Below are 17,278 nucleotides of genomic sequence, written 5' to 3'. Positions count from 1 at the left end.
GGCGTCCGGCGCGTGTGCGGGAGTTGTGTCCGGGCGTGTCCCCGGTGGGGGCGGGGGAGTTGGACACATCGCTCCCCGTCCCGCTGTTCCTCTCCTCCACGGAGGTGCCACCCCGTGCGCCAGTTGTCCGTCCGTGTCCGCTGGGCCGCCGTCACCGCGCTGACGATCGCCGCGTCCACAGGTTGTGTGAGCGTCGGTGACGACGACGCCGGGAAGCCGGCCCCTTCACGTTCCGCCGATCCGAAGGGGGAGTCGGCCCGGCCGGACGGCGGCACCGTGTCCGGTACCGGACGGATCGGTTCCGGGGGTGGCCGTGCCGAGGCGCAGTCCGACCGCGGCGCCTCACGCAAGCCGGACGCCAAGGTTTCGGGCCGCGCCCCGTCGGCCGGCCCCGCGAAGGCCCGTCCGGCTCCCGACGTCCCCGGCACCCCGGGACCGACTCTGGGCGGCCCGCTGCCGGTCCCGGAGCCCAGCGTGCCGGTTCCGGCCGATCCGCCGCCACCGCCGGTCACTCCTGAGGAGCCACCGCCCTCACCGGAGCCGGAGTCCCCGCCGCCACCCCCGGAGGAGCAGCCCTCGGCCTCACCGGCCGCGCAGTTCCGAACGGACGCGCTGGGGCCGCCGGAGTGGGTCGAGGCATCGCCCATTCCACGGGCATCACCGCAGGTCGCGCCGGTGTGAGCCGGGTCGTGACCGGGGCCGGTTTGCACGAATGGGGGGAGGGTGCGTATGGTAGTAGATCGTTTGATCCTATGCCCGGCGCCGACACAGAAGAGCGCCGTGTGGCGCGTACTCTCCCTTGCCGTGGCTGGACCGCATTGAGGCGGTCGACATTGCGAAAACACGGAGTTACGGGCGCGTGCCGAGACTCCGGAAGGTTTCGCATTTCGCATGTCAATTTCCAGTTCTGACAACACCGTCATGTCCGAGAACGTCGTCGAGAGCATCGAGGTCGTCGAGGCAGCCGAGGCCGTAGTGGCCCAGGCACCGGCTTCGGAGGCCCCCGTCGCGGAGACCCCCGTCGCCGAGACCCCCGCTGCCGAGATCCCGGCCGAGGACGCCCCCGTCGCGGAGACCCCCGCCGAGGACGCCGAGCCGGGCATCACGTTCGCCTCGCTCGGACTGCCCGAGGGCATCGTCCGCAAGCTCGCGCAGAACGGCGTGACGGCTCCCTTCCCGATCCAGGCCGCGACCATCCCGGACGCCCTGGCCGGCAAGGACATCCTGGGCCGTGGCCGCACCGGCTCCGGCAAGACGCTCTCCTTCGGTCTGCCGACCCTGGCCACGCTGGCCGGCGGTCACACCGAGAAGAAGAAGCCCCGCGCGATCATCCTCACGCCGACCCGTGAGCTCGCGATGCAGGTCGCGGACGCGCTGCAGCCCTACGGCGACGTGCTCGGCCTGAAGATGAAGGTCGTCTGCGGCGGTACGTCGATGGGCAACCAGATCTACGCGCTGGAGCGCGGTGTCGACGTCCTCGTCGCCACCCCCGGCCGACTGCGCGACATCATCAACCGTGGTGCCTGCTCCCTGGAGAACGTCCAGGTCGCGGTCCTCGACGAGGCCGACCAGATGTCGGACCTGGGCTTCCTGCCCGAGGTCACCGAGCTGCTCGACCAGATCCCCGGTGGCGGCCAGCGCATGCTCTTCTCCGCCACGATGGAGAACGAGATCGGCACGCTCGTCAAGCGTTACCTGAGCAACCCGGTCACGCACGAGGTCGACAGCGCCCAGGGCAACGTCTCGACCATGTCGCACCACGTCCTCGTCGTGAAGCCGAAGGACAAGGCGCCGGTCACGGCCGCGATCGCCGCCCGCAAGGGCCGCACGATCATCTTCGTCCGCACCCAGCTGGGCGCCGACCGCATCGCCGAGCAGCTCATCGAGTCCGGCGTGAAGGCCGACGCGCTGCACGGGGGCATGACGCAGGGCGCCCGCACCCGCGTGCTCGAGGACTTCAAGAAGGGCTACGTCAACGCCCTGGTCGCCACCGACGTCGCCGCCCGCGGCATCCACGTCGACGGCATCGACCTCGTCCTCAACGTGGACCCGGCCGGCGACCACAAGGACTACCTGCACCGCTCGGGCCGTACCGCCCGTGCCGGCAAGTCCGGTGTCGTCGTCTCGCTGGCGCTTCCGCACCAGCGTCGTCAGATCTTCCGCCTCATGGAGGACGCGGGCGTCGACGCCTCGCGTCACATCGTGCAGGGCGCGGGCGTCTTCGAGCCCGAGGTCGCCGAGATCACCGGCGCCCGTTCCCTGACCGAGGTCCAGGCCGACTCCGCGACCAACGCGGCCAAGCAGGCCGAGCGCGAGGCCGCCGACCTCACCAAGCAGCTGGAGCGCGTCCAGCGCCGTGCCGTCGAGCTGCGCGAGGAGGCCGACCGTCTGGTCGCCCGTGCCGCCCGCGAGCGGGGCGACGACCCGGAGACGGCGGTGGCCGAGGCCGCCGCCGAGGCCGAGGCCGCGCTGGTGGCCGCCGCGTCCGTGCCGGAGCAGCCGGCCGCGCGTGACGACCGCCGTGACGACCGGGGCAGCTACGGCCGCCGTGACGACCGTGGCGGCGACCGCCGTGACGACCGTGGTGGATACCGCGGTGGCAACGACCGTGTCGGCGAGCGCAGTGGCCGTCCCTCCGGTGGGAGCGGCTACCGCGGCAGCAACGACCGCCCGTCGTTCCGTGGCAGCAACGACCGTCCGTCCGGTGGCTTCCGCTCCGGTGGCGGTGACCGTCGGGACGACCGTGGTGGCCGCCCCTTCGAGCGCCGTGACAACGACCGCCCCGCGTTCAACCGTGACCGTCGTGACGAGCGTCCGTCCGGTGGCTTCCGCTCCGGTGGCAACGACCGCCGGGACGACCGCCGTGACGACCGTGGTGGCCGCCCCTTCGAGCGTCGTGACAACGACCGCCCCGCGTTCAACCGTGACCGTCGTGACGAGCGTCCGTCCGGTGGCTTCCGCGCCGGTGGCAGCGACCGTCCGTTCAACCGTGACCGTCGTGACGACCGCCCCTCGGGCGGCTTCCGCTCCGGTGGCGGCGACCGTCCGACCGGCCGCCGCGACGACCACCGCGGTGGCACCGGCACGGGTACCGGCACCGGCACCTTCGGCCGTCGTGACGACAAGCCGCGCTGGAAGCGCAACGGCTGAGTCCGGCTGACTCACTGATCGGCCCCCGGGGCCCGTACAGCACTTCGGTGCCGTACGGGCCCCGGGGCGTTTCCGGGGGGCTCTCCAGGGCATCGCTGGGGGCATGACAAACGACGAAGCGGTGGCCGCCGAGCCGCCACCGGACGCGCTGCGAAGCCCTCCGGCCGCCCTGTCCGACGAGGAACGGCTCGCCGAACTCGGCTACACCCAGGTGCTCGCCCGCCGGATGTCCGCCTTCTCCAACTACGCCGTCTCGTTCACGATCATCTCGGTGCTCTCCGGCTGCCTGACGCTGTACCTGTTCGGCATGAACACCGGCGGGCCCGCCGTCATCACCTGGGGGTGGGTCGGCGTCGGGCTGATGACGCTGTTCGTCGGCCTCGCGATGGCCGAGATCTGTTCGGCGTACCCCACGTCCGCGGGCCTGTACTTCTGGGCCCACCGCCTCGCCCCGCCGCGGTCGGCCGCCGCGTGGGCCTGGTTCGCGGGCTGGTTCAACGTGCTCGGCCAGGTCGCCGTCACCGCCGGCATCGACTTCGGGGCGGCGTCCTTCCTCGGGGCGTACCTGAACCTCCAGTTCGGCTTCGAGGTCACACCCGGCCGTACGATCCTGCTCTTCGCGGCGATCCTGATCCTGCACGGGCTGCTGAACACCTTCGGCGTCGGTATCGTCGCCGTCCTCAACAACGTCAGCGTCTGGTGGCACGTCGTCGGTGTCGCCGTCATCGTCGGCGCGCTCACCTTCGTACCGGACTCGCACCGGTCGGCGTCGTACGTCTTCACCGAGTTCGTCAACAACACCGGCTGGGGCAGCGGCTTCTACGTCGTGATGATCGGGTTGCTGATGGCCCAGTACACCTTCACCGGCTACGACGCCTCGGCCCACATGACGGAGGAGACCCGCGACGCGGCCGTGGCGGGGCCGCGCGGCATCGTGCAGTCCATCTGGACGTCCTGGATCGCCGGCTTCGTGCTCCTGTTGGGCTTCACCTTCGCCATCCAGTCGTACGACGGCGCCCTGAACTCCCCGACGGGCGCACCGCCCGCCCAGATCCTCCTGGACGCTCTGGGGGCCACCGCGGGCAAGCTCCTGCTGCTCGTCGTGATCGGCGCACAGCTGTTCTGCGGGATGGCCTCGGTCACCGCCAACAGCCGCATGATCTACGCCTTCTCACGCGACGGGGCGCTGCCCTTCTCCCGCGTCTGGCACACGGTCAGCCCTCGCACCCGGACGCCCGTCGCGGCGGTCTGGCTGGCCGCTCTCGGCGCCCTGGCCCTCGGCCTCCCGTACCTCATCAACGTCACCGCGTACGCAGCCGTGACGTCCATCGCGGTGATCGGGCTCTACATCGCCTACGTCATCCCCACACTGCTCAGACTGCTGCGGGGCGACGACTTCGCCCGGGGCCCCTGGCACCTCGGCCGGTGGTCCCGCCCCATCGGCGTCGTCGCGGTGTCCTGGGTCGCGGTGATCACCGTGCTCTTCATGCTGCCCCAGGTGTCCCCGGTCACCTGGGAGAGCTTCAACTACGCCCCGCTGGCCGTCCTGGTGGTGCTGGGCTTCGCCGCCGTCTGGTGGCTGGTGTCCGCGCGCCACTGGTTCCTCAAGCCGCCCGCACCGGATCACAAGGGCACGATCACGGACGAAACCACGGACTGAACCGGCCCGCACGGGCACGACAGGGCCCGGCACCCCGATACCCGATCGGCTGCCGGGCCCGGGGAAGCTATGCTCGGGGGTGATCCATCCCGGGCCGTTAGCTCAATTGGTCAGAGCAGCGGACTTTTAATCCGTTGGTTGTGGGTTCGAGTCCCACACGGCCTACCACTGGACCCCAGGTCAGAGCCTGCCTCTGGCCCGGGATCCCCTCTCGTCCGTGTTCCTGGCGGGCAGGCAGATGTTCCACCGAAGCGCGCACAGAAGCCCCGGCCGCACGGCCGGGGCTTTCGTGCGTGACGCCGACCGCGTGCCCCGCGACCCGCTCAGGGACGTAAATGGGGGCGACGGCGAGGGCTCCGCGCCTCTACGGTGGGCCGATGGCATCGATCAAGCAGGTCCAGATCACCTTCGACTGCGCGAACCCTGAGCGTGTAGCCCGGTTCTGGTGCGAGGTGCTGGGGTACGTCGTACCGCCGCCACCGGAGGGGTTCGCCACGTGGGGCGATTACGACCGCGCGCTACCGCCGGAGCGTCAGGGTTCGGCGTTCGCATGCGTTGATCCCTCGGGGGCGGGCCCGCGACTGTTCTTCCAGCGCGTGCCCGAGGGCAAGGTCGTCAAGAACCGACTGCACCTCGACGTGCGGGTCGGCACCGGGCTCGTGGGCGAGGAGCGCCTGGCCGTACTCGAGGCGGAGTGCGCCCGACTGATCCCGCTCGGCGCGGTACGCGTGCGGCTGCTGGTTGCCGATGACGAGAACGAGTCGTGCCTCGTGATGCAGGACATCGAGGGCAACGAGTTCTGTCTCGACTGAGCGGCCGCCCGCGCACTGCCTCCCGACGAGCCGTGCGCGGCTGCCCGCCACCGTCGCGGACCTTGAGCGTGCGCCCCTTCCGCGCGGCGTGGCTCAGGGGCGCGGCCAGTGGCGGCCGCCGATGCGTTCGATGTCGGAGTTGAAGCGCCGCAGGTAGCCGGCGAACGCGGAGACGTCCTCCTCGGACCAGTCGGCCATGACGCGCTCCAGGGAGCTGACCATGCCCTCGCGTTCCGCGTCGAGGGTCTTCGCGCCCTCCTCGGTGATGCGGAACTTGCGGGCCATGCCCCCGTCCGGGTCGGGGATGCGCTCCACGAAGCCGGCGCGCATGACCGCGGCGGTCTGCCGGTTGAGCGTGGAGACGTCCAGATCGAAGGCTTCGCTGAGCTCTCCGACGGACATCGGCCCCTGGACGCGGATGCGGCTGAGCAGGACGTACGCGCTGCGCTCCAGGAGACCGTCCTTGCGGCGTCCCTTCCTCTGGTTCAGCAGGCCGTGCCGGCTGAGCAGCATCTGCTCGTACTCGACCTCTTGCGTTGCCCTTTTCATGCGCGGGCACCTCCTGCTTCCTGCCGGGCGAGGCCGGTGTGTCGTCGTGCCGTTGAGCGTCCTGACGTCATCGTATGTTCACTCCGAAGTGCATGGACCACGTCATGTGGTTAATGCAATGAGTGTGCGTGAGGCAAGAGGCCTCCGCCGGTAGAGGGTGGGCGGCGTGGAGAACTTTCCGTTGCACGGGCATTGACCGTGGGTGTGGCCCGACTTACGTTTCTCGCGTCGCCTTCGTATGTCATATATGAGACGCGATATGAGAGCCGTCCCCCTCCCCCCCCCACGGCTTCACGCTGCGGCGGCCCGCTGGCCAACGCCGCGCAGGTGAGCACTCAGAGAAGAGAGCCGACCATGATCAAGCCACGACCCGCACGTCTCGCCGCGGCGATATCCCTGGTCTCCGCCCTGGCCCTCACCGCCACCGCCTGCGGTGACGACGGAAGCGGGATGACGGGGGCTGAGGGCGCCGAGGGCCCGGGCACCGGGAAGATCGTGTTCTGGGACGAGAACGGCGGCGTCCGCACGGCGATCTGGAAGGAGATCATCACCGACTTCGAGAAGGCGAACCCGGACATCGACGTGCAGTACGTGGGCATAGCCTCCACGGAGGCCCAGTCCAAGTACGACACCGCCATCCAGGGCGGCGGGCTGCCGGACGTCGGTGGCGTGGGGGCCGCGATGGTCGCCGGAATCACCGCGCAGGACGCGCTGGAGCCGCTGGACGACCGGATCGAGGGGAGTTCCCTCAAGGGCAAGCTCAACGAGGCGATGATCGAGAACGTACGGAGCGCGGCAGGCCGGGACGAGATGTACACGGTGCCGATCTCCGCCACCAACGGCGTCCTCTACTACCGCACCGACCTGTTCGAGAAGGCCGGGCTGGGCGAGCCGGACACCTGGGACGAGTTCTACGAGGCCGCGGCGAAGCTGACGGACAAGCGGAAGAACCAGTTCGGCTACACGATCCGCGGCGGCCCGGGCTCCATCGCCCAGGCGCTGGACGCGATGTACGGGCAGTCGGGCATCGAATCCTTCTGGGACGAATCCGGTACGAGGACCACGGTCAACGACCCGAAGAACGTCGCGGCGCTGGAGAAGTACGTCGGCCTGTACAAGAAGGCCACCCCGGAAGCCGATCTCAACAACGACTTCACGAAGATGGTCGCCCAGTTCGACTCCGGCAGCATCGCGATGCTCAACCACAACCTGGGCTCCTACCAGGACCATGTGAGCGCACTCGGCGTCGACAAGTTCCGCGGTATCCCCCAGCCCGTACGTGCCGACGGCACCCGGGTGATGGTCTCCAACCCGGTCTCCGGCCTCGGCCTTCTCAAGTCGTCCGAGAACAAGGCCGCGGCCTGGAAGTTCATCGAGTTCGCCGCGTCCCACGCCTCGAACTCCAAATTCAGTGAGTCCGCAGGCCTGATCCCGGCCAACAAGGAAGCCGCCGAGGATCCCTGGCTCGCCGAGGCCGAGACCACCCAACTCGGTGCCGAGGCGCTGTTCTCCGGGGACACCAAGATCGTCCAGCTGCCCTACTACCTGCCGGACTGGAACACCCTGTCCAAGGCCGACAGCGAATCGGGCTTCCAGAAGGTGTTGCTCGGCAGGACGAGCGCCGAGGACTTCCTGAACACGCTCGCCGAGGACCTCGACGAAGCCCAGGCGGAATGGAAGGAGCAGCAGGGCTGAGGCGCCACCGCCCGGTCACCTGCGCCGGCCCGGCTCGCGTCCGGTGGGCGCTGTCAGTCCAGGCCCTCTTCCCGCAACGCGTACATCAGGAGGAACGTCCGGTAGGTCTCCGCGGACACGTCCAGACAGATGTCCGGCCGGTTGGTCCACGTCGACATGTTGTCGAGGGCCTTCCGGCAGGCCGCCTCGGTCTCGGCACGGGACGGGATGTTCGCAAGGAACGCGGCGATCAGCAGGACCACTGCGAGGACGACCACGCCGATACGGATGCGCATGGTCACCCAACGACCGTGCGGCCGGACCGGTCACTGGAAGCCGTTCACCGGAGCCCGGTCGCTCGGGCCGGTGCGCGGCCCCTCCCGCCCGGTCATTCGTGTTCGTCGGGGACCGGCGGAAGGTCGGGCTCGATGAACAGGTTCGCGTACTGCGGCGTGGGCCGCGGGGCCGTGGAGCCCTCGTCGGGGGCCGCCGTCGCGGACGCGCTGTCGGAGTGCCGCTGGATCGTGCGGGCAGGCATGTCGGTCATCTCTGGTGTCCTGTACGTAGGTGAGTGGTGTGCCCCGCGACCGAGCCGCTGCGGTAGATACCGGACTGGTCCCGACCGGTAGGGCGACGAGGTGCCGCTGCCGGTGCCGCGCCGCTCCGGGGGCGTCCGGAATCATCATGCGGTGCATGCAGACTGTAACCCTCCCAGCACGGCTTTCCCCCGGTATTGCGCACCCGGGGTGACGGTCAGTGCGGCGGTGCGGGCTCGATGTTCTGGTTTGCGTGGAAGAGGTTGTGCGGATCGTAGGCCCGCTTGGCCTCCGCGAGCCGGTCGTAATGGCCGCGGTAGGTGGCCCGGACCCGGTCCTGGGACTCGCCGGCGCCCAGGAAGTTGACGTAGCCGCCGCCCATGGAGTGCGGGTGCAGCGCTTCCCAGTATCCGACGGCCCACTCGCGCAGTGCCGCCGCGTTGGCGGGGTCGGGGTCGATGCCGGCGATGACGCCGGACCACAGCGCGTCGCGGTAGGCCCAGGCGGTGTCGTCGGGGCCGACCCGGCCCGCGGCCCCGTCGACCGGGTACAGGTGCATGGTCGACAGGCCGGTGGGGAGCTTCTCCGCGAAGGAGGCGTGTACGTCGACGGCGTCGTCCGAGATCCGGTCGAAGAAGTCTCCGCGCCAGTACCACTGGAGACCGGCCGGCATGAGGGCGTCGAACATGGACTGCTGGGCCGGGTAGGGCATCGGCGCGGTGAAGTGGAAGGCGGGCGGACCCGGTTCGTTCACCACGGAGAGGGTCTCGCCCAGGGCTTCGGGGTCCGCCGTCGAGGACCAGATGACCCCGCACATCTTCCGCCCGTGGATCTCCTCGGGGAAGGGCGGACCGGGCGGGACGGTCAGCGAGGCGAAGAAGCCGTACAGATCGTCCGGTGCCTGCGGCAGGAAGTCGCGGTACCAGCGCATGACGTCGTGGAAGAGTTCCAGGGGCCATACGGTGATGGCGACCCCCACCGTGTCCACGGGGTGCAGCTCGAAGTCGAACGAGGTGACGATGCCGAAGTTCCCGCCGCCCCCGCGCAGCGCCCAGAACAGGTCGGGGTGCTCGCTCGGGTTCGCGGCGACGAAGCTGCCGTCGGCCAGGACCACGTCCGCGGAGACCAGGTTGTCCGACGAGAGGCCGTACTTGCGTGTGAGGTAGCCGTGCCCGCCGCCGAGGGTGAGACCGCCGATGCCTGTCGTGGACATGATTCCTGCCGGGGTGGCGAGACCGAACGCGTGGGTCGCGTGGTCGAAGTCACCCAGCGTCGCCCCGCCGTCGGCCTGGGCGGTCTGGGTGGCGGGGTCGACCCGCACGCCACGCATGGGGGACAGGTCGATCGTGACGGCGTCGTCACAGAGGCCGAGGCCGGGACCGCTGTGCCCGCCGCCCCGGACGGCCACGACCAGGCCGTGTTCGCGGACGAAATCGACGGCCGCCATGACGTCCGCCGTGTCGCGGCACTCGACCACGGCCGCCGGCCTCTTGTCGATCATGGCGTTGTAGACCGTACGTGCCTGGGCGTACTCCTGATCATCCGGGCCGATGACCGGGCCGCGCAGAGTGGTTCGCATCGTTTCGAGCAGGGCGCCGTCCATGACCGTCTCCTGACGCGCATGCGCCCGGCCTCCCCTGCCACCGTCGCATCGGGTGAGGCTGCTGGAGCGGCACGGGCACCCGGAGATGCCGCGCAGACGGGACCGAACACCGAAAGGCTTGTGATCCCAGCCTCCCGCCGCTCCGGATGCCGCGCAATCGCGGGCGCCCGGCCCGGTGGGGTCATCCCAGCGGTGCGGCCGGGACGTCCGCCCGGAGGCGCGGCGGCGGGCTCCGTCGTGCCCCTGCGCAGACGCACCACGAGCAGGATCGGAGGGTGCGCGAACACCCCTGGGCGCGTCACTGTGCCGGGCAACTCCCTGGCACACGCCCCTTGTTGTCGCATCGAGTCGGGCCGGGAGGTTCCCCGGCCGGGAGGGGGCGGAGAGGGGCGGGCGCCGTAAGTGGTCGGAGCACCCTCCTGGATGCCGTAGAGTTGCAATCACAACGGCGCGGGGTGGAGCAGCTCGGTAGCTCGCTGGGCTCATAACCCAGAGGTCGCAGGTTCAAATCCTGTCCCCGCTACTGAAGACAGTGGCCCGGATCCTTTCGAGGATCCGGGCCACTGTCATATGCCGGGAAGGAACTACCATCGGTACGGAGACGGAACAGCCGTCTTCGTACGGGATGCACAGACGATCCACGCGCAGCACCGGCTCTCCGGCTGACCCCCGGTGGGTGGCGCTCCGGCGCACTCCTCCCTTTGGCCGATGACGAGTCGCCGCTCGGCGCGGCTCCGATCAGCCTGGACGGGGCGCGGTACCGTCCGCAGCCGTGGGTGGACCGGGCAGGAGTGCACAGGTGGGGAAGCGGGACGGACGGCGAGGGGGCGCTGTGGGGAACGCTCGTTCCCGGCGGTTCGTGCGCGCGCTGCCCGCCCTGATGATCTGCGCCGGGTTGGTCTTCGACCTCGTGACGCCGCCCGCGGTCACGGCCGTCCCGTTCTTCGCGGCCGCCCCGCTGATCGCCGCGCCGTTCTTCTCGCCGGCCGGGACGGTGCGGGTGGGAGTGGTCTCGATCCTCGTCGTGCTCGCCATCCGGGTCTCGGACGGCACGCTCGCCGAGGTCGTGCCGGCCACCGATCTGCTGACCCTGTTCACCGTCGCCGCGCTCTCCCTCGTCATCAACCGCGTCGTGCGCCGCGGGAACGAGCAGCTGGCCTCGGCCAGGGTCATCGCGGAGACGGCGATGCGCGCGGTGCTCCCGACGCCCGAGGACCGGATCGGGGGGCTGCTGGTCGCGGCGAGGTACGAGCCTGCGCAGGCGGACGAGTTCGTCGGCGGTGACCTGTACGCCGTCGCGAACACCCCGTACGGGGTGCGCCTGGTCCTCGGGGACGTACGGGGCAAGGGGCTGGACGCCGTGGCGGCGGTGGCCGTCGTGATCGGGGCGTTCCGGGAGGCCGCGGAACAGGAGTTGTCGCTGGAGGGGGTGGTCCAGCGGCTGGAGCGGGCGCTGGCCCGTGAGGGCTCCCGGCGGGGCGGGCTCGACTCCATGGAAGGGTTCGTCACCGCCGTCCTCGCGGAGATCCCGGCCGGTTCGGACACGATGCGGGTCGTCAACCGCGGTCACCCCGAGCCGCTCGTGCTGCACGCGGACGGGGCGCTGGACGTACTGTCGCCGACCGCGCCCGCGATGCCGCTCGGCATGGGGCTGGACGTGTGGCCGGACCGGTCGGACGAGTGGACGCTGCCGGCCGGTGCGATGTTCCTGGCGTTCACCGACGGGCTTTCCGAGGCGCGGGACGCGAACGGTGTCTTCTACGATCCGGCGGCCCGGCTGCGCGGCCGGCTGTTCCCGGGGCCCGAGGAACTGCTGTCCGCGCTCACCGACGACGTACGGCTGCACACCGGCGGCCGGTCGACGGACGACCTGGCGCTCCTGGCGGTGGGACGTCCCGCGCGCGGCCAGCAGGAGCGGCGGACGACCGTGAAGATCGTGCGACGGGACGGTGAATGACCGTCGCGACCGTCGGTAGTCGAAGGACCCCGCTCCGCATAACATTTGACGCACCGTCAGAAAGTGCTGGTCGGTCAAAGGTCACTGAAGTCGCCCGTTTGCGCCCGGTTGGCCCCTGAAAGTCCTGGCCGGAGTGACGAACGATCTGTAGGAACAGCTTGGATTCGGACCCGGGTGTCTATTAACGTTCGATAACGCAGCGCGGTTGTACCTGCCGTCGCAAGAGGCGGCACCGTGCGCAGCGCCGAATTCCGCAAGGGAACCGGGGAACCACCTACATGGGGTGAATCGGACACCTGTGTCTCGTGAGAGACGAAGGGGCCCGTAGGAGACCTTCCTGCTCCGAACCCGTCAGCTAACCCGGTAGGCGAGAAGGAAGGAAAGGAGAGCGCCCACGTGGCGTCCAATCAGCCTGCCCCCGAGGCACCGTCATCCTTCAGGACCGGCAGCCTCGGTGACGAGGACAGGACGTGGGAGGAATGGAACCCCACCGAGGAGTCCATCCGCCCCGTGCGCGGCCGGCATCGCGTAGCCAAGCAGCGCGGTCTCGCCCGTAGCTCCACCGTCCTCGGCGTCGGCGTCATCGCGGCCGTGGGAGCGGGTGGCATGGCCACCGCTCAGAGCAAGCCGCCGGTCTCCATCTCTCTTCCCGATTCCATCGCGGACAATCTCCCCGACGCCAAGTCCCTGCCCGGCGTGGGCGCGTTCATGTCCGACGGCTCCGACTCGGAGCACGAGACGGTCGCCGCGTCCTCCCCGCTCACCACCGCGGGCATCACCGCCGCCGAGGCCCAGCAGGGCACCACCGACGCCGGCGAAGCGCTGCGGGCCCGCATCCTCCAGCAGGCCGAGCAGCAGCAGGCCGGCGCCGACGCCCAGGCCAAGGCCGCTGAGGAGCAGGCGGCGATCGAGGCGGCCACGGTCCAGGCGGCGAAGCAGCAGAGCGATGCCGAGGCCGAGGCAGCCGCGAAGAAGAAGGCGGCGGAGGAAGCTGCGAAGAAGAAGGCGGAGGCCGAGCGCCTCGCCAAGCTCGCCGCGAGCTACGCCGTCCCGACCTCCTCGTACTACATCAGCTCCACCTACGGTCAGGCCGGTTCGATGTGGTCCTCCGGGCACCACACCGGGCTGGACTTCGCGGCTCCGACCGGCACCCCGGTCAAGGCGGTCCACAGCGGCACGGTGAAGTCGGCCGGCTACTCCGGCTCGTACGGCTACCGCACGGTCCTGGAGCTCGACGACGGCACCGAGGTCTGGTACTGCCACCAGTCCTCGATGGATGTGACCGCCGGACAGCGGGTCACCACCGGCGAGACGATCGGCCGCGTCGGCGCGACGGGCAATGTGACCGGCGCGCACCTGCACCTGGAGATCCACACCGCGGACGGCTCGGGCATCGACCCGATGAGCTGGCTGCGCGGCAAGGGCCTCACGATCTGATCCCCTCAGAACCCCGGCGGCCCTGACGACACCCCCCGACGTCAGGGCCGCCGGTCCGTCCGGGGGCCCGGACTCCTCCGGCCTGACCCGGGCGGGCTCCTGGCCTGGACGGCTCCTGACCCGGACGCTTTCTAATCCGGCGGGGCGCGGTGCCTGCCGTTCTCCAGATACGGGTTGTAGCCGCCGTAGTGCCGGTGCGGCGCGGGCAGGTGCTGGGGAGGCGGCCCGCCGTGAGGGAGCTGCCGTGGGAACCCCGGCGGCGCGGGTGGCCGGTGGACGCGCAGCCGGCCCGTCGCGTGGGCCGCGTACGTCAGGGCCGGGCCCGCGATGTCCCGGCGCTGCCAGAGGTGATGCAACAACTCCTGCTCGCGGGCGGCGAAGTCCGGCCCCACGCCGTCATGACGGGCCCTCCGGCGCAGCATGGCCAGCGAGGTCGCGAACGACTCGTACTCCGCCACGGCGCGGGCCGCGGCCCGGCCCCGGGCGCGGTCCGGGTGGCTGTTCCAGTGCCTGGCCATGTCGCGGGCCACGCCCCGCGCCCGCATCGAGGCCAGCGCGAGAGGCTCGGCGGAGGTCAGCCAGCCGGCAGCCGCGTACACCGGTAGCTCGGTGGAGAGCGTGCGCAGCTCCCGCCGGCGTGACCAGATCGCCAGCCAGGTCACCAGGGCGAAGGACGGCACCATGAACGCGCCGTACACCGCGTAGAAGCCGTACGGCCCGAAGGACGACGAGCCGTTCCACAGGGCGTGCATGCCCATGGCGAGGACGAGCCCGAGCAGAGGCAGGACGATCCGGCGGACCCGGTGGCGTGCGCCGCCGAGCGCCGCCATGCCGAAGCCGATGCCGGAGAGCACCGTGAACAAGGGGTGTGCGAAAGGCGACATCACCGCACGGACGAAGAACGTCCCCGCCGTCACGGAGGCGAAGCCCGTGGTCCCCATCTGCTGGTCCTCGCCGAAGGCGTTGCCCAGGTAGAGGATGTTCTCGGTGAAGGCGAAGCCGGTCGCGGTGAAGCCGGCGACCACGATGCCGTCGACGATCCCGCCGAACTGCCGTCTGCGGAAGAGGAAGATCAGCAGGACAGCGACGGCCTTCGCGGTCTCCTCGACGACCGGGGCGACGACCGTGGCCCCGAGGGTGTCGGCGCTCACCGGGTCCGCGGTGGCCGTCGCTATCCACCGGGTCGCGAAGGAGTTGGCGATGATCGCCACGAGCGCTGCGGCGCACGCGCCCCAGGAGAAGGCGAACAACAGATTCCGCCAGGGCCCCGGTTCGACCCGGTCGAGCCAGCGGAACGCCGCCATCAGCAGCGGCACGGGCAGCACGGCCAGGCCCAGCCCCACCAGAAAGCCCTCGGTGCCCGTCTGCCGGCGCACCAGGGCCAGGATCACCAGACCGCAGAGCGCGAGCACCGTGACCACCGCGCCGGCTCTGAACGCCTTGCTGCGCCAGACCATGCCGACGATGCGGGGCCGGTACCGCCACTGGCCTCGCTCCGGGACGCCGCCCAGGAACTCGTCGAGCCGCTGCTCCTCGAGAACCGGGACGACCGGCTGCTGGTGTTGCACGGACCCCTCGGACACCGGACGACCCTAACGAGAGCCACTGACACCTGGCCACGCCGTGGGAGGCCGGCCGGCCGGGCGATGGCTGATCAGCGACGGGTGAACAGCACGTCGTGCACGACGTGTCCCTTGTCCAGACCTTGGCCCTCGAAGCGGGTCAGCGGCCGGAACGCGGGCCGGGGAGCGTAGCCGCCGTCGGCCTGGGTGTTCTCGAACAGGGGGTGTGCGGTGAGGACGTCCAGCATCTGCTCCGCGTACGGCTCCCAGTCCGTCGCGCAGTGGACGACGGCGCCCGGCTTCAGCCGCGGCGCCACCAGGTCGAGGAACTCCGGCTGGATCAGCCGCCGCTTGTGGTGGCGCTTCTTGGGCCAGGGGTCGGGGAAGTACACCCGGAGCCCGTCCAGGGCGGCCGGCTCCAGCATCTCGCGGATCAGGATGATGGCGTCACCGTTGGCGACACGGACGTTGGACACCCCGGCCCGTTCCGCGAGCCCCAGCAGATTGCCCTGGCCGGGGGTGTGCACATCGACGGCCAGGATCCCGGTGGTCGGGTCGTCGGCCGCCATCTGCGCCGTCGCCTCGCCCATGCCGAAGCCGATCTCCAGGACCACGGGGAGGCCGTCGAAGAGCGTGCGGAGATCCAGGACGCCACGGCCGTCGATGTCCAGGCCCCAGGTGGGCCACAGTCGCTGGAGGGCGTCCTCCTGGCCGGTGGTCACCCGGCTGCGGCGCGGCTGGAAGCTGCGGATCCGGCGCTCGTGGTGCGAGCCCGCCGGATCGGCGGCCGGGCCTCCGGGGAAGCGGGGCTCCTGGCGCAGCCTGCGCTGGCGCTCGAAGGAGGCGGCGCGCCTTGCTGCCGCGTCGTCCGCGTCCGCGGCGCCGGGCAGTTCCGGGGCGGGGCCGGGAGTCTCTGGGGTGGGGTTCAGGGGCTCAGACACAATGACCCGATTCTACGGCGGGAGGCGTCCAGCCGGTCGCGCCGGCCCGCAGCAGGGCCCGTCGCGCCACCTCCCTCCCGATGGGCAGGGAAGCGGTGGCCGCGGGGGACGGGGCGTTGAGCACGTGCACGGTGTGCGGGGCGTCGCGGATCAGGAAGTCGTCGACCAGTGTGCCGTCCCGCAGGACCGCCTGGGCCCTGACCCCGGCGGGGGAGGGACGCAGATCCGCCTCCGTCACCTCCGGCAGCAGCCGCTGGACGGCCCGGGTGAACGCGCGCTTCGACAGCGACCTGTGCACCTCGCCCGCCCCGTACCGCCAGTGCCGCCGGGCGATCTGCCAGGAGCCGGGCCAGGACAGGGTGGCGGCCAGCTCGCGCGGGTGGACGACCGTCCGGTCGTACCCCTCGCGGGCCAGCGCCGGCACGGCGTTCGGACCGACGTGGACTGTGCCGTCGACACCCCGGGTCAGATGCACCCCGAGGAAGGGGAACGCCGGGTCCGGCACCGGATAGACCAGCCCGCGCACCATCTCCGGCCTGGCCAGCTCGTAGTACTCCCCGCGGAACGGCACGATGCGCGCTCCCGGGTCGTCGCCCGCGAGCCGCGCCACCCGGTCGCTGTGCAGCCCCGCGCAGTTGACCAGCACCCGGGCCCTGACCACCTGGCCGTCGGCCGTGCGCACCGCGACACCCCAGGGGCGCCGGTCGACGGCGACGACCTCCGCGCCGTAACGGATCTCCCCGCCCGAGGCGCCCACCTCGGTGGCGAACCTGACGGCCACCGCGGTGAAGTCGACCACCCCCGTCGTCCCGACCCGGATCGCCGCGAGGCCGCGCACCCGCGGTTCGTACTCCGCGATCTGGGCGGGGCCGAGCTCCCGGACCGGCAGGCCGTGCGCCCGGCCGCGCTGCACCAGGGCGTGCAGCCGGGGCAACTCGCGGCTGTCGGTCGCGACGATCAGCTTGCCCGTCACCGCGTGGGCGATGCCGTGTTCCGCGCAGAAGTCCACCAGCTCGGCGGCGCCCCGCACGGCGAAGCGCGCCTTGAGCGAGCCCGGCGGGTAGTAGATTCCGCTGTGGATCACCCCGCTGTTGCGGCCCGTCTGATGCCGGGCCGGACCCCATTCCTTCTCCAGCACCGTGACCCGGGTGCCGGGCGCGGTGCGCGTGATCGCGTACGCGGTCGACAGACCGACGATTCCGCCACCGATCACCAGCACATCGCAGTCGTACGCCGCGTGCGTCATCATCACGCCACCTCCCACCCCGATAGTGCACTGACCCACTGACAACGGGCTCAAACCAGGGCGGGCGTGTGCGTGGCGGGGCGTCCGGCCCCCGGATCCGGAGGAATCGGGGCGTACCGGCACCCTTCCCCCCGGGCTGCGGTTCGTCGGC

At 70.9% G+C, this 17,278-nt stretch carries 14 protein-coding genes, 2 tRNA genes and 1 riboswitch; of the genes, 9 read left to right on the top strand and 7 right to left on the bottom strand.

Translation table 11 applies throughout. The annotated features are described in order from the left end of the window. Positions 1-114: 114 nt before the first annotated feature. The 5 genes from ACFYSH_RS09605 to ACFYSH_RS09585 all read left to right on the top strand — a co-directional run bounded on the left by ACFYSH_RS09605 (position 115) and on the right by ACFYSH_RS09585 (position 5,622). Positions 115-681, top strand: a complete 567-nt coding sequence (locus ACFYSH_RS09605) for a hypothetical protein (protein WP_359477358.1) — start codon at positions 115-117, stop codon at positions 679-681. Between the two features lie 240 nt (positions 682-921). Further along, the gene (locus ACFYSH_RS09600; protein ID WP_388751690.1) at positions 922-3,150 is read left to right on the top strand and encodes a DEAD/DEAH box helicase; all 2,229 of its coding nucleotides are present in this window, start codon (positions 922-924) and stop codon (positions 3,148-3,150) included. A gap of 103 nt (positions 3,151-3,253) precedes the next feature. Next, on the top strand, positions 3,254-4,810 hold the full coding sequence (locus tag ACFYSH_RS09595) for an amino acid permease (RefSeq protein ID WP_359477364.1): 1,557 nt from the start codon (positions 3,254-3,256) through the stop codon (positions 4,808-4,810). Positions 4,811-4,901: 91 nt separating this feature from the next. Then, positions 4,902-4,978 (top strand) — tRNA-Lys (locus tag ACFYSH_RS09590). Between the two features lie 209 nt (positions 4,979-5,187). After that, positions 5,188-5,622, top strand: coding sequence for a VOC family protein (locus ACFYSH_RS09585; RefSeq protein WP_359477367.1), 435 nt, complete (start codon positions 5,188-5,190; stop codon positions 5,620-5,622). A gap of 93 nt (positions 5,623-5,715) precedes the next feature. Here ACFYSH_RS09585 and ACFYSH_RS09580 read toward each other — a convergent pair whose 3' ends face one another. Next, positions 5,716-6,171, bottom strand: a complete 456-nt coding sequence (locus ACFYSH_RS09580) for a MarR family winged helix-turn-helix transcriptional regulator (protein ID WP_388751687.1) — start codon at positions 6,169-6,171, stop codon at positions 5,716-5,718. 354 nt (positions 6,172-6,525) lie between these two features. Between ACFYSH_RS09580 and ACFYSH_RS09575 the strand changes: the two genes are divergently transcribed. After that, complete coding sequence (locus tag ACFYSH_RS09575) at positions 6,526-7,866, top strand: ABC transporter substrate-binding protein (RefSeq protein WP_388751685.1); 1,341 nt, start codon at positions 6,526-6,528, stop codon at positions 7,864-7,866. A gap of 53 nt (positions 7,867-7,919) precedes the next feature. Here the strand turns inward: ACFYSH_RS09575 and ACFYSH_RS09570 are convergent, their stop codons facing one another. The 3 genes from ACFYSH_RS09570 to ACFYSH_RS09560 all read right to left on the bottom strand — a co-directional run bounded on the left by ACFYSH_RS09570 (position 7,920) and on the right by ACFYSH_RS09560 (position 9,984). Then, the gene (locus tag ACFYSH_RS09570) at positions 7,920-8,141 is read right to left on the bottom strand and encodes a hypothetical protein (protein WP_388751994.1); all 222 of its coding nucleotides are present in this window, start codon (positions 8,139-8,141) and stop codon (positions 7,920-7,922) included. 92 nt (positions 8,142-8,233) lie between these two features. Further along, on the bottom strand, positions 8,234-8,392 hold the full coding sequence (locus tag ACFYSH_RS09565; protein WP_359477376.1) for a hypothetical protein: 159 nt from the start codon (positions 8,390-8,392) through the stop codon (positions 8,234-8,236). A 206-nt stretch (positions 8,393-8,598) separates the two neighbouring features. Then, entirely contained in the window at positions 8,599-9,984 is a 1,386-nt protein-coding gene (locus ACFYSH_RS09560) for an FAD-binding oxidoreductase (RefSeq protein WP_359477379.1), read from the bottom strand. Between the two features lie 449 nt (positions 9,985-10,433). Here ACFYSH_RS09560 and ACFYSH_RS09555 point away from each other — a divergent pair. The 3 genes from ACFYSH_RS09555 (at position 10,434) to ACFYSH_RS09545 (ending at position 13,378) form a co-directional block, all read left to right on the top strand. Then, positions 10,434-10,507, top strand: a tRNA-Met gene (locus tag ACFYSH_RS09555). A 276-nt stretch (positions 10,508-10,783) separates the two neighbouring features. Further along, complete coding sequence (locus ACFYSH_RS09550) at positions 10,784-11,941, top strand: PP2C family protein-serine/threonine phosphatase (protein WP_388751683.1); 1,158 nt, start codon at positions 10,784-10,786, stop codon at positions 11,939-11,941. Positions 11,942-12,173: 232 nt separating this feature from the next. Then, positions 12,174-12,326: riboswitch (cyclic di-AMP (ydaO/yuaA leader) on the top strand. An 11-nt stretch (positions 12,327-12,337) separates the two neighbouring features. After that, positions 12,338-13,378 (top strand): M23 family metallopeptidase, encoded by a 1,041-nt coding sequence (locus ACFYSH_RS09545; RefSeq protein ID WP_388751681.1) that lies wholly within the window; start codon positions 12,338-12,340, stop codon positions 13,376-13,378. A gap of 131 nt (positions 13,379-13,509) precedes the next feature. Here ACFYSH_RS09545 and ACFYSH_RS09540 read toward each other — a convergent pair whose 3' ends face one another. The 3 genes from ACFYSH_RS09540 to lhgO form a co-directional block, all read right to left on the bottom strand. After that, positions 13,510-14,961 (bottom strand): PrsW family intramembrane metalloprotease, encoded by a 1,452-nt coding sequence (locus ACFYSH_RS09540; protein WP_388751680.1) that lies wholly within the window; start codon positions 14,959-14,961, stop codon positions 13,510-13,512. 71 nt (positions 14,962-15,032) lie between these two features. Beyond that, entirely contained in the window at positions 15,033-15,884 is an 852-nt protein-coding gene (trmB, locus tag ACFYSH_RS09535; protein ID WP_388751992.1) for a tRNA (guanosine(46)-N7)-methyltransferase TrmB, read from the bottom strand. Next, positions 15,874-17,130 (bottom strand): L-2-hydroxyglutarate oxidase, encoded by a 1,257-nt coding sequence (gene lhgO / locus ACFYSH_RS09530; RefSeq protein ID WP_388751678.1) that lies wholly within the window; start codon positions 17,128-17,130, stop codon positions 15,874-15,876. The genes trmB and lhgO overlap by 11 nt, the downstream gene beginning before the upstream one ends. Positions 17,131-17,278: the final 148 nt, after the last annotated feature.

Source organism: Streptomyces sp. NPDC005791 (assembly GCF_042871485.1).
Lineage (GTDB): Bacteria > Actinomycetota > Actinomycetes > Streptomycetales > Streptomycetaceae > Streptomyces.
The sequence above is the reverse complement of the archived record's forward strand: the minus strand, read 5'-3'. Positions and strand labels throughout refer to the sequence as shown.